General features: G+C 63.9%; 10 protein-coding genes. 2 read left to right on the top strand and 8 right to left on the bottom strand.

All coding sequences use genetic code 11. The annotated features are described in order from the left end of the window. Nucleotides 1-3 precede the first annotated feature (3 nt). Nucleotides 4-945 carry a 1-phosphofructokinase family hexose kinase gene (locus EDE08_RS01970; RefSeq protein WP_131866650.1) on the top strand — a complete coding sequence of 314 codons (942 nt, stop codon included), beginning with the start codon at nucleotides 4-6 and terminating at the stop codon, nucleotides 943-945. Here EDE08_RS01970 and EDE08_RS01965 read toward each other — a convergent pair. Then, nucleotides 932-2065: an SbmA/BacA-like family transporter gene (locus tag EDE08_RS01965; protein ID WP_131866648.1), complete on the bottom strand. Its 1134-nt coding sequence runs from the start codon at nucleotides 2063-2065 to the stop codon at nucleotides 932-934. The genes EDE08_RS01970 and EDE08_RS01965 overlap by 14 nt on opposite strands. Before the next feature lie 120 nt (nucleotides 2066-2185). Between EDE08_RS01965 and ppsA the strand changes: the two genes are divergently transcribed. Further along, nucleotides 2186-4606, top strand: coding sequence for a phosphoenolpyruvate synthase (ppsA, locus tag EDE08_RS01960; RefSeq protein ID WP_131866646.1), 2421 nt, complete (start codon nucleotides 2186-2188; stop codon nucleotides 4604-4606). Between the two features lie 12 nt (nucleotides 4607-4618). Here the strand turns inward: ppsA and EDE08_RS38185 are convergent, their stop codons facing one another. The 7 genes from EDE08_RS38185 to EDE08_RS01925 form a co-directional block, all read right to left on the bottom strand. Further along, a complete protein-coding gene (locus tag EDE08_RS38185; protein WP_165935690.1) occupies nucleotides 4619-4816 on the bottom strand; it encodes a hypothetical protein in 198 nt (65 codons plus the stop codon). Between the two features lie 127 nt (nucleotides 4817-4943). Then, the gene (locus EDE08_RS01950; RefSeq protein ID WP_131866642.1) at nucleotides 4944-5777 is read right to left on the bottom strand and encodes a universal stress protein; all 834 of its coding nucleotides are present in this window, start codon (nucleotides 5775-5777) and stop codon (nucleotides 4944-4946) included. A 216-nt stretch (nucleotides 5778-5993) separates the two neighbouring features. Continuing rightward, entirely contained in the window at nucleotides 5994-7559 is a 1566-nt protein-coding gene (locus EDE08_RS01945; RefSeq protein WP_131867420.1) for a glycoside hydrolase family 17 protein, read from the bottom strand. Between the two features lie 450 nt (nucleotides 7560-8009). Beyond that, nucleotides 8010-8477, bottom strand: a complete 468-nt coding sequence (locus tag EDE08_RS01940; RefSeq protein WP_131866640.1) for a hypothetical protein — start codon at nucleotides 8475-8477, stop codon at nucleotides 8010-8012. After that, nucleotides 8461-9375, bottom strand: coding sequence for a DUF2950 domain-containing protein (locus tag EDE08_RS01935; protein ID WP_131866638.1), 915 nt, complete (start codon nucleotides 9373-9375; stop codon nucleotides 8461-8463). The genes EDE08_RS01940 and EDE08_RS01935 overlap by 17 nt, the downstream gene beginning before the upstream one ends. Beyond that, nucleotides 9372-11006 carry a DUF3300 domain-containing protein gene (locus EDE08_RS01930; protein ID WP_165935718.1) on the bottom strand — a complete coding sequence of 545 codons (1635 nt, stop codon included), beginning with the start codon at nucleotides 11004-11006 and terminating at the stop codon, nucleotides 9372-9374. The genes EDE08_RS01935 and EDE08_RS01930 overlap by 4 nt, the downstream gene beginning before the upstream one ends. A gap of 129 nt (nucleotides 11007-11135) precedes the next feature. Then, nucleotides 11136-13019 carry a sensor histidine kinase gene (locus EDE08_RS01925; protein WP_131866634.1) on the bottom strand — a complete coding sequence of 628 codons (1884 nt, stop codon included), beginning with the start codon at nucleotides 13017-13019 and terminating at the stop codon, nucleotides 11136-11138. Between the last annotated feature and the right edge of the window lie 6 nt (nucleotides 13020-13025).

The following is a 13025-nucleotide window of genomic DNA, read 5'->3' as shown; positions in this document are numbered from 1 at the left end:
CCGATGAGCGCGATCCTCACGATCACGCCCAATCCGGCGGTCGACGTGTCGACGGCGGTGGACAGGATCATTCCTGTCGCCAAGCTGCGCGGCATCGGGCAGCGCCGCGATCCCGGCGGCGGCGGCATCAACGTTGCGCGCGTGGTCAAGCGCCTCGGCGGCAATGCCACCGCGCTCTATCCGGTGGGCGGCCTCACGGGAGATCTGCTGCGTCAATTGCTGGACAAGGAGGGCGTCGAAAGCCTGACATTTCCGATCGCCGGCGAGACCCGGCAAGATTTCTTCGTCCGCGAGATCGGCACGGGCCAGCCCTATCGCTTCATCCTGCCAGGGCCGCCTCTTGCCGAGCACGAATGGCAGAGATGCCTTGCCCTGCTGTCGGCGCTGCAGCCGTTTCCCAGCTTCGTGGTTGCCAGCGGAAGCCTGCCGACAGGGGTGCCCGACGACTTCTATGCAAGGGTGGCCAGGATCGTCAAACAGCGCGGCGCCAAGATGATCCTTGATACCTCGGGTCAGGCCCTCGTTGCTGCGGTGGCGGAAGGAGTCGAACTGGTCAAGCCGAACCTGCGGGAGATGCGCGAGCTGGTCGGCCGCGAGCCGTCTGATCCCGCCGAATGGGAAGCTGCTGCCGGAACGCTGGTGCGCAGCAGGAAAGCGGCGATGGTCGCCCTCACGATGGGACATCTCGGCGCCGCGCTCGTGACGAGCGACCGCGTGTGGCGCGCCAAACCTCTCGCGATCGTGCCTGTCGGCGCCGTTGGCGCAGGTGACAGTTTTCTCGGTGCGCTGGTCTACGGGCTGGCATCTGGAGCCAGCCTCAAACACTGCTTTCGACAGGCGGTCGCTGCCGGCGCCGCCGCCCTGCTCAATCCCGGCACAGAACTCTGCCGGCCCGACGACATCAAACGTCTCGCCGAGCAGGTCATTCTCTCTACGGCAGTTTGACCGAGCCGGTCGGAAGCGTCGCGGACTCCGCCTGCTGCGGCGGCGTTTCCCGGTTGAGGCGGTCGAGCGACAGCAGGAGACTGCCGACCCGTCCCAGCGACGACCTCCAATCGGCAATGCGCCCATAATTGTCGACAATCCAGTTGAACGAGGCCTGCACCAGCGTGAAAGCCGCGGCGGCTTGTGTGAGCTCGCCCAGTGTCATTGCCCCGGCGAGAAATTTCGGCGCGCACAGCACCAGCCCGATGATCGGTGCCAGAAGCGAGTTGCCATGCGACACGATCGTCGTCCGCATCAATTGCCAGCACAGGCGGCGCCACTGGTCTATGGTGGTCTTGAGGGTGCCGCGAAGGTCACGACAGACCTCCGGCCGTTGTCCTTCCGGCGCGATGCCCTCCCCGATATCGCGGAGCTGGTGTGCCGCCGTGATCAACTCCGCCTCCGCCTGGTTCTTGATCTGAACCAGCCGGGTCAGCGGCGCCCCGACCGTCGTCATCGCCGTGGTCACGATGCCGGAATAGAGCGCCACGCCGATGACGAGGTAGCCCGGGATCCGGACGGAATGACTTCCCACCGGCAGCGCGATGTCGCCACCGACCGTCCAGAGGACCTGAATGAAAATGACCGCGCTGAGCAGCGCGGACACCAGTCCGAGCGCCAAGTCGATCGGCGCGTCCGTCGCGATCCTGACGTCCTCGGCGATCCGGTACTCGGGAATCTGCTGCTCGCTCTGCACAGCCGCGAGGCGGGCGTAACGGTCATCCTCGACCCAATAGTCGATCACCTTGCCGGTCAGCCATTCCCGCCATTTTCTCTGCACGGTCATGCGGCCCCAGACCGACGCCACGGCGAGCGTGATGCTCCCGATGCACAAAGGGATGAGCAGGAACGCCTGCCCCCTCAGCCGCGCAGGATCGCGGCTCTCCAGCGCGTCGAAGAAGTCGCGGTTCCAGTAATTGAAGCGAAATTGCACGTAGAGCTGGAGGACGACGACCATCACCAATAGCACGCATAGCACCCATACGCGCCAAGCCGCTGCTCCCCGCCAGAAGCCGGAGGCGCTCTGCCAGAATCGCGACCTCGCCCGCGAAGAGCCGTTCTCGTCTGGTTCGATCGTCATCAATGTTCACAGCTAAAGGCCAGCATGTGCTGCGTACTTGATCTTTCGCAAACCGACGGCGCGGAGATGCGCGAAAGTTGTCGCCATTCCGACCCATTTTGCAGCGCGGGAGAATGCGCCATGGACGCATCGAGCTACATTCGCTGGTTCAGGGACATACGCCTCGCCGACGTGCCGCTGGTCGGGGGCAAGACCGCATCCCTGGGCGAATTGTATTCGGCGCTGGCGCCGGAGGGCGTCAAGGTCCCGAACGGCTTTGCGCTCACCGCGGCCGCGTATCGGGACGCCCTGACCGAAGCCGGCGCGTGGGACAGGCTCGGCTCCCTACTCGCCGACCTCGACAAGCGGCGGATCGCCGATCTTGCCCGCCGCGCCGCCGCCGCGCGCGCGATCGTCTACGCGGCAACCGACCGGGAGGATCTGCGCCATCAGGTCAGACAGGCGTATCGGCAGCTGGAGCAGGAATACGGACGCAACGTCGCGGTTGCGGTCCGTAGCTCGGCCACGGCCGAGGACCTTCCGACAGCAAGCTTTGCCGGCCAGCACGACAGCTTTCTCAACATCCGGGGCGCAGACGGGCTGATGGAGGCCTGCCGCCGCTGCTTTGCTTCACTGTTCACGGACCGTGCGATCTCCTATCGGATCGACAATGGCTTCGATCACTTCAAGGTCGCGCTGTCGGTTGCCGTGATGAAAATGGTTCGCTCGGATCTCGCGGCGAGCGGCGTCACCTTCACGCTCGATACCGAGACCGGGTTTCGCGACGTCGTATTCGTGACCGGCGTCTACGGACTCGGTGAAAATATCGTGCAGGGCGTCGTCGACCCAGATGAATTCTACGTTCACAAGCCGACCTTCAACGCCGGCTTCCGCGCGGTTCTGTCGCGCCGCCTGGGATCGAAGGCAAAGCGGATGGTCTACGGCCGCGGGCACAACACGACCCGGAACGAGGCAACGCCGGCGAACGCGCGCCGGCAATTCTGCATCAATGACAACGAGGTCTTGACGCTGGCCGAATGCGCGCTGCTCGTCGAGAAGCATTACTCGCAAAAGGCAGGCAAGCCGACCCCGATGGACGTGGAATGGGCCAAGGACGGCAAGGACGGCTCGCTCTACATCATCCAGGCCCGGCCCGAGACGGTCGCCTCGCGGCGGAAGCCGGAGGCGCTCGAGAGCTATGTCCTGAAATCGTCCGGGACGGCGCTGGCCGAAGGCCGGGCCGTCGGGGAAAAGATCGCCGCGGGGCGCATCCGGCTGATCAGGAACGAACGGGATCTCCAGAAATTCCGCCCGGGCGAGGTGCTTGTCGCGACGGCCACGCGCCCGGACTGGGAGCCCGTCATGAAGCTCGCCGCCGCGATCGTGACCGATCATGGCGGCCGGACCTGCCATGCTGCCATCATCGCACGCGAGCTCGGGGTGCCCGCGGTGGTCGGAACGGGCGGTTTCAGCAAGAAGGCGAAGACCGGCACGTCGGTGACGGTGTCCTGCGCGGAAGGTGACATCGGTCACGTCTTCGAGGGCACCCTGCCGTACGACGTCGAACGGACCGCGACCGAAAGCGTGCAGAAGCCGCGCACCGAAATCATGGTGAACCTCGGCAATCCCGAGGTCGCGTTCAAGACCGCATCCCTGCCGAGCGACGGCGTCGGCCTGGCCCGTATGGAATTCATCATCAACCAGCATATCGGAATCCATCCGATGGCGCTCGCCTGCCCCGACAAGGTGACCTCAGGGCGGGACCGGCGCAAGATCAAGCTGCTGACCGCACGCCACAAGCAGCCGTCCGAGTTCTTCGTCGAGCGGCTTTCAGAGGGCGTCGGCACAATCGCCGCGGCGTTCTATCCCCGGCCGGTGATCGTGCGCCTCTCCGACTTCAAGACCAATGAATATGCGAACCTCCTCGGCGGCGCCGACTTCGAACCTCACGAGGAGAACCCGATGCTCGGCTTTCGGGGCGCCGCGCGCTACGCGCACCCCGCCTATGCGCAGGGTTTTGCGCTGGAATGCGCTGCATTGAAGCGGGTGCGCGAGGCGATGGGCCTCACCAATCTCAAGATCATGATTCCGTTCTGCCGGCGTGTCGAGGAAGCGCGCAAGGTCATTGCAGCGATGGCAACTCACGGCCTCAAGCGGGGTGAGAACGGCCTGGAGATATTCATGATGTGCGAGATCCCGAACAACGTCATCCTGATCGACCAGTTCGCGCAATTGTTCGACGGCTTCTCCATCGGCTCCAATGATCTCACCCAGCTGACGCTCGGCGTCGACCGCGACTCCGAGATCGTCGCCTTCGAGTTCGACGAGCGTGATCCCGGCATGCTGCAAATGCTGTCGATGGCCGTCCTCGGCGCCAGGCGCAACCGGCGCCACGTCGGCATCTGCGGCGAGGCTCCGGCCAACTATCCGGAGATCGCGAAATATCTGGCTGAGCTCGGGATCGATTCGATCAGCGTGAATCCGTCGAGTGTGTTGCGGACCATCGAGATCGTCCGCACTGCGGAGCGCGACAGTGGGGAAGGCCGGCGGGCTGCTGGCTAAAGCGCGATGAGTTTAGGACGAGCCGTCACTCCTGCGATGTACGCCAAGCGCCTGACGCACCTCGTCGTCCTCTAGGGCATCCTTGATCGCGCGGTCGGCCGGCCTGGTCTCCAGGACCGGTGCGTCGACCGGCGCGTCCCGATCAGGTGCGGACACCTCCGCCTTTCGCTCGGCCACGCTCTTCTTCGCCGCCTGGCCATCCTTGTCCATTGCACACTCTCCTGGGACGTGGACGTCAGAGCCTTTTCCGTTCCGATGGAATCGGAACGGGGCTCTAGACTCTTGTTTTGACGCGTTTTCCTGACGCGAACCGGTATCCACTTCGCTCGAAAACGCTCTAGTGCGACATCAGCAGGCAGACCGGAGCGTGCCGCAGAAGGCTCTGCGTCATGCCGCCAAAGACCCACTCGCCCAACCGGCTGTGCCCGTAGCCTCCGGTCACGATGAGGTCGGCGCCGACATCGGCGGCCAGCCGAACGAGGTAGCCCGCGTCAGGCTCCGCCGTATGCACGCGCACCTCGTGCTGGCAGCTCACGCCGTGACGCTGAAGATATCTGGTGACGTCCCGCACCCGGTCTCGCGCCGCATCCTGTTCGCTCGATGTGCAGATTTCGGCGACCGTGACCTGCGAAGCGCGGGTCAGGAACGGCAGCGCGTCCCGAACGGCCAGGCGCGACTCCCGGGCATCCTTCCAGCCGACCACGATCCGATCACCCGAAAATCGGGTGACGCCGTCCGGCACCGAGAGGATCGGACGGCCCAGCCGCAACATCGCTCCCGCCGCATCGAGGTGACGGGAGTAATTCGGCTTCAGCTGGCTGCGCCGCACCACGACGAGGTCCGCCGCCCTGGACTGCTCGACCAGGAACTCGGTCGGAAAGCCGATCGTCCAGCGCCATTCCACCTTTTCACTCGGCAGGCGAACGATGCGCCTGAACCACGCCTCCTTGTCCGACAGCGTTGCGCGAATGCGCTCGAGATCCTCCTCAGTGGTCTGTTCGATGATCACGCCTTCGGCGACGAACGGAGGATCCATTGCGACGGCCGAGACGCCGAGCAAGGCGGCCTCAAAGCCGCTCGCGACCGTCTCGGCGACGGCAATCTGCCCTTCGTCCTGCTGCTCGGAATCGACGTAGACCATGACGCTGGCAAGAGAGCTGGCAAGAGACATGTCGTTGCTCCATTACTCGAATGGGACTCTTATCTCGCGTTTCCCGATCGTCCCGTTGACGCAAATCAAGCGGTTCGGTCGCGCTCCTTGATCCCGAACAATCCGGCTGGCCCGAGAGGCGGCAAGATGCCGAGAACCAGCTCCCGCTCGAGGAGCGTCAGATCAAGCGTGTGCCGATCATCGCGTGCTCCGGCTCCGAGGCGGCCTCGATGGCGATCAAGAGGCGCGCACCCGCCACAGCGTCGCAGCAAGCAGGAGATAGGCGGCGCAAGTCCATATCGCCTGCCAGTTCGCCGGCCCTTCGTTGAACCCTACGTAGACCGCCGCTCCGACAAACACGCCCGCAAACAACGTCTCCGCCACAGGACGGCTTCCCTTCCCGGGCCGATTGAGCAGCGTCACGGCCGCGAGAGGTAGCGCCGCCATGGTGAGAGCCGCAAAAGGAAAGTCGATAAAGCGCGGGTCGAACACAAGTCCGAGTGCGGTGGCCGTACCGATCACGGCCGTTCCGATCAGGGCCAACCCGTGCATGGTCACGAGCATCGACTCCGTCCGATAGCCTTTGGGGCCGAGCAATTCCTGACAACTGGGCAGTGGACGCCCCGATATCAGGGCGTTGGCGCCGAGCACCGGCGAAACCGTGGCGGCCACCAGCAGAGAGCTCCACAGGAGCCAGCCACCCATTCCGATACTTTCAAAGAACACCTTCTGGGCGGCCACGCCAAACAGGATTCCGGCTGTCGTCGCCGATATTGCGACCCCAAACCACGAAGCAAGTCCAGCGCGCCCGGGCTTACGACGCGAGGTCAACCACGCCACGCCGAAGACCAGCATCGCCAGCGCAATTCCACTGCACATTTGCAGCTTCCAGAGCGGAAAGTTGCTGACGGGGATGCCGGCAGGATATTTGAGCACGCGCTCCTCGCCTCCGAACAGGCCCCATGATCCGCCGACCGTGCCCTCGATCTCCCGCTTCCAGGATTCGTCATAGGCCTCGAACAGGTTGACGCGGAAATGCTCGCGTCGGGCAAGGTCGAGGACCTCCGAGACCACCCGAGCCTGATTGACAGGGGACGGCAACGCCGATTCCCGCATCCGTCCCTGGCTCGGCCAACCTATCTCTCCGATCAGGATTTCCTTGCCCGGAAAAGCCGCCGCGACCTGTCGGCGAATTGCGTCGGCGTGCGCAACAGCGGATTCCGCCGGGATCGGCACGTTCTCCCAATATGGCAGGATATGAATCGTGACGAAATCGACGACGTCATAGAGTTCACGATTGCTCAGCCAGAATTCCCAGACGTCGGCATAGGTCACGGGGACACTGACCTGCGCCTTCACCGAGCGGATCGTGTCGGCGAGATCGGATACGGTTATGTCCTTGCGCAGCAGCGTCTCGTTTCCGACCACGAGCGCGATCACGGTCTCGGGATATTCCCTGGCGAGGCGTACCGCCGTCGAAATCTGCGTTTGGTTCTTCTGCTTGTCCTTGTCGAGGAAAATGCCCTGGATGACCTTCAGGCCCGCTTTGGCCGCAAGTTCGGGGATCTGGTCGAGACCAAGATCGTTCGCATAGGTACGGATGCAGTCGGTTATCTCCGCCAGCTGGGCAAGATCCTCCGCGATCTGCTCACGCGATACCTGCGTCGCAGGCGAAAGCGACGTCTGATGGTTGCGGAATGGAGCGTATGAGATGCACTGGACCTTGTCCTTTGGATCGATGGGTGCGCGCACCAGATGGACTGGAGTCCCCAACCACCACCACACGCCGGCGATGGCGCCCAGCGATATCAGGAAGAGCGCGAGCGAAACGCGGACAGCGTCCCGCGGACTTCCGGCAGGCGCGACGTGACCGGCTTCCTCGCTTGGCGAGAGCAACAGCCTGGAGAACCAGCTTGCTTTCCGAGGATGGACCAACTGATCACACGTGAGGTGCCGCTTTTCACCTGCCGCGATGTCGCGGACGCGCCACATTGCTTCAAGAGCGCGCCTGCGATCGCGACTGCATGAGAAGCAAGGGGATCATGCAATTGAACTTGTTCGACGGTCGCTCCCGAAGGAATTATAGGATCGCTCACGTTTCCACAAGCCGGTTCGTTCATGCCAATTCCGGTGCGGCGACGCGCGGCCCGTAATTGATGAGCCCATACGGTGCATAGCAAGGTCTCGAGGATAGTAGACCGCGGCCGGATCGTATGGATATGGGCCCCGATAAGGCGCTTCCACGGCGGCTCCTCATCTCAGCGAGATCGTGATGCGGCTGAGATTGGCGGCGAATTCCACCCCAGCCTTGGGTCCCTGCAGCACCATCGTGACGCCCTTGTCGTTCCGGAGATGGACGCCATTGACGCCGCCGACCAGAGCGGCGCCGCCACCGACAGAACTGTAAGTGCCGGCGAAGTCGCCGATGTGGCGAATTCCTGACGCCCGGCCATCGAGCCGACCGACCGTCGCGCCAGCGGTGATGCCCAGGCTGACGCCAGTGATGCGGAACGGATAGTTGCGGCCACGATAGGTCAGAACGCCGCTGCCGGCACCACCCCCGACCAGCAGGCCCGCTTTCACGATCTTAACCCGCACCTCGCCGGATGCCTGGGCAAGCGACGGCGTCACCGGCACTGCAACTGCCAGCAGCGCCAGCGCCGCCAGGCGAATGACGAACGCCTGCCGTGCAGGACGCATGTGGTCAAGGCTTGGCAGCATCGACTTTCTTCCAGGTCTGGTCGGGATCGAACAGCGTGGTGCGCTGCGCGACGAACTCCGTCCGCCTGCCGAGGTCCTTCTGGTAGACGGCGCCGGCGTGATTGACCAGGAAGGTCATGACGCCGGAATTTCCATACTCCGCGGGCCAGGCGATCAACGCGAAACCACCGATCATCTTGCCCTTGACCACGTAGTTGAGCGCGCCGCCCGGCGCATCAGACCCCTGCCCTTTGAGGATACGGAAGTAATAGCCGTGATACGGCGCCGGTTTCTCACCAGCCTTGTAGCCTTCGGCCGAGGCCTGTGCCGCCAGTGCGCCAAGCGGGCTCGGGTCGCTGTCGTCCCACCAGAACAACCCGTCCTTCTTGCCGGCGGTGGAGACAATGCGTTGCGCGTAGACGCCCGCGCCCTCGCCGCGATCCTTGTCGGCATATTCGTTCTGGGCATCGACATAGGCGAGACAAGTCTGGATCGCATCGAGCTCGTTGCGGCCGATGCGGCGACGAAGCACCTCGATGCGTCCCTCGTCGGTGTCGAACTCCCAGCCCGTGCTGGTGTTGACGAGCGGAATCGGGAACGGGAAGTCCTCAGGTCCGAGCATCAGCGTGGCTTTCTTGTTGCCCTCCGCCTTGATCGCGTGCTTGGAGTCATACATGGAGACGAAGCGTGCACGGATATCGGCATCGGCGACCTCGTCTCCGGACGAGACGATGTCGGCCGCCGATCTGCCGAGGACCTTCAGGATCTCACGCGGACCACTCTTGATCGCGGCGGCGAGCGCGGACCCCGCCTCCTCGGGCGTCCGGTAGGATTGCTGTGCCAGGCTCGCGCTGCACATCAGCGCGAGCGCCAAGACGCTCGGTAAAACAGCGCGACGACATGATTTCAGACCGATCATGGCGTCACCTCCGCCGGGATCGTCGCGCCGGCGGCGAGCCAGTCGCGGTAGGTGCGGAATTTCAGGCCGAGCTTCTCGTAATGGACCCACAGGTACCCGTCGCTGCCGCGCATGACGGCGTTCGGCATGATTTGCTCGACCTCCTGCGCCATGACGCCGACATAGGCCTTGTCGCTGCCGATATAGCTGAAGCGATAGTAGCCGAGCCCATTGCCGAGATGGCCGAGCAGGACGACATCATGCTTCAGCGCGACATCGGAACGCCGGCCGCCGCCGCCACCTCCTCGTCCGCCACCGCCGCCGCCGCGCATTGCGGCACCGCCGCCACCTCCGCGTCCGGCCATACTCGGCGCACCGCCGCCGCCGCGCGGACCCATGCTCGCCATGCTGGATCGACCGCGCGCCGACGCCGCCGCAGCAGCCCTGCCCGACGACACGTTCATCGCGCCGCCACGATTGCCGCTGCCGCGGCTCGCAGACTTTGCACGATCACCGCCGCCTTTGGCGCGATCGCCACCGCCTTTGGCACGATCACCAGCTTTGGCACGATCGCCGCCGCCCTTGGCGCGATCTGCCGGACCCGCGCGGTCGCCACCGCGGTTTCCGGCGCGATCCGCGGCACCGGCCCGATCACCGCCCCGATCACCTGCGCGGTCTCCGGCACGCTCACCCGCGCCCTGGCCGGGCTTCAACACCTGCTGTCCGTCCCGGCCGCGGAAATCCATCCGGTCCGACGCGCCGGCCTTGATATTGTTGTTGCCAAAACGCTGCGACACGTTGGCATTGTTGTAGCGCACGCCCTGACGATGCGTCGGATTATGCTGCCAGCCGGCGTTGATGTTGGTGGCCCGGTGATTGACGTAGACGTTGCGGTTGCCCCAATTGCAACCGCCGCCCCAATAATTGCCCCAGCGTCCGATCGCCCAGGCCGTACCGAACGCGAGACCCGCGGCGATTACGCCGGCGCCGATATACGACGGATATCCGAAATAGTAGGGAGGATATTCTGCGTAAGGCCACGTTCCGTAGACCGTTGCCGGGTCATAATACGGCACGTAGATCGCTTCGGGATCCGCCGACTGAATCACGACGACCTGCTTGTTCTCCTGGGTTTGAACGCTGACCTTCTGCTGCTTCGTCGTGACAAGCTTCTTGTTGTCATAGGCCTTGGTACGCAGGCGCTGGATCGCGTCCATCACGTCCGGCTGCTGGGCAAGAAACGCATCGCCCAGATTCTTGGTCCAATCGATCTTGTCGCTCATCATGGCGAGAACGTCCGCCGTGCTCGCGAGCGCCTTGACACTGTCGTCCCAGGACTGCTTGTCGACCTCGGTCTTCACTGCATCGCTCTTCAGTGACTTGCGCTCCTTGAGCCATCGGTCTGCCTGCACCACCTCCAGTGGGTAGGTGGAGGCGGCCAGCACGTTTGCGAGCAGATCGTCCGGGTAAAGAGCGATCGGTGCCACGAGCGCCTCGAGCTGCTCGGGCTTCAGCAGTTCCGCAGACGGCGCGACCGGGCTCGCCGGCTGCATCGCCGGGGCCGCTGGCTTGTCGGACGTCTGCGCGAACGTTGCGACGGGTGTCGCCATGAACAGCATGAGCGCAATCAGGGTCTTGCCGCTACGAAACATCGCATCCTCCATCGTCGAGGCAAGTGTCAGCATCGGTGCGCCAAGCCGGCCTTCGTTGACAAAGATCAAAGAAACCACGCGCATGCGATGTGCTGCGATGCAGCCCGTCGACAGTTCAGCGACAGACGGTCAATGCACGATGGGCAGCCGGATCGTGAACAGCGCACCGCGCGATGGCTGGTTCTCGGCAGCGATCTTGCCGCCGTGGGCTTCAACGATGGTCCTGACGATGGCAAGGCCCATGCCCATGCCTTGCGGCTTGGTGCTGAAGAACGGGTTGAAGATGTTCTTCAGGTCCGCGGGAGCAATTCCCGGCCCGCTATCGCCGATCCGGATCTCCGCAAACGCATCGGACTGGGCAGTTGCCACATTGATCTCCCGCTCGGTCGCACCGGCCTGCGAGATCGCGTCGATCGCGTTGATGATCAGGTTGAGAATGACCTGCTGAAGCTGAATGGGATCGCCCTTGACCCGCAGCACGCTGGCGGATGGCGCAAATTTCAGGGCAATTCGGCGTCCATCGCTGACAGCGGACAACAGCCTGATTGCCTCCCCCACCGTGTCGTTGAGGTCGATATTGGCGATCTCGAACGGCGTCTTCTTCAGGATGCTGCGCAGCCTGCGGATCACCTCGCTGGCCCGCTGGTCGTCGCGCCGGATATCGGCGAGAATTTCTCCGATTTCCGCCAGATTGGGCGACTCGCTCTTCAGCATCAGCTCCGCCGTCTCGGTGTTCGTCAGGATCGACCCCAACGGCTGATTCAGCTCGTGGGCAATCGATGTGGTCAGCTCGCCTGCCGCCGCGTATCTGTTAACATGGGCCAGCTCCGCAAGGCGCTGCCGGGACTCGACCTCGGCCACGAGCCGCCGGCGTCGCTCGTAAAGCAGGCCGCTGATCAGGCCCGCCTGGATCAGGATGACGGCGGCGAGCATTGCGATCTGCCAGCGGTACGTCTCCCAAAGGCCCGCCTGCCGAAACAGAACTTCGCTTCCGACGGGCAGATCGCTCTCGCTGATGCCCCAGCGCTGCATCTCACGCCAATCGTATTTCGGAGGCCCCAACTGGAGGGGCTCGAACTTCATCGTGCCTGGTCTCTCGCCGGCCAGGATGCGGATTACGGCATCGACCGTCTTCGCAGTGGTCGCGCCGATCGAATGCATCGGGCCGCCGACCGTATAGCCGTTGAAGAACGGCTCCTGGTAGGAAAATATCGGAGCATTGGCGACGGCGCGAAGACTGCGCAGGGCAAGATCGCTTTCATGGACAATGCCGGCCCCGTCGACCGACATCAAGCCCCAGAACAGAACCGTGTGCGGCGGAAGCACCGATGCTCTCTTCAGAATCTCGTCGAACGACAGTTCATTGTACCAGACGAAGGCCACGCGCCCTTCGAAAGCTGCCGTCTCGCGCTTGATCTCGTCGAGCCAGAACTTTTCCAGGCGAGAGGCTCCGATCACGACGGCGATCGTCTTCGTCTCCGGCAGGACCTTGAGGACACCGTTGAAGGTAGCCGTGAAGTCGTTCCGGACGGAGATCACGGTGTCGTTGTCGGTCAGGTCCGAGCGGTTCACCAGCCGGTCTTCGACCACGGTCAGAACCATCGGCGTATCGGGAAAAAGCTGATCGCGATATTTCTGGGCAAACCGTGCAGCCGGCGCGCCGATGCTAACAACAACATCTGGAGGTACGCCCGCGTAGAGGGAGCGGAGATAGTTGACGAACGGCTCCTCAGGCCCGGGATTGTTGAACCGTGCCGTCAGCAGGGTGTGCTCCTGGACATCGAGCGGCCACTGCGCCTGCTGCTCCAGCGCGGCCTTGATGCTCAGCGCATATTCGCTCCATGGGCGAAAGTCTCGCCCGAAGGAATGCAGCAACAAGATCCGTTTGGGCGCGCTACGCTCGGCACACATCGCCGGCGCGGAGACGACGACCAGAAAGGCGACCAGGCAAGCGGCGAGACACGCGGCCCGGCCGGACGAGGCGCCTGCAGCACTGGGGACACGTCCGCTCATGCTCTC

This window comes from Bradyrhizobium sp. R2.2-H (assembly GCF_004346455.1).
Lineage (GTDB): Bacteria > Pseudomonadota > Alphaproteobacteria > Rhizobiales > Xanthobacteraceae > Bradyrhizobium > Bradyrhizobium diversitatis.
Note: the sequence above shows the minus strand (reverse complement) of the source record. Positions and strands in the feature narration are given on the sequence as shown.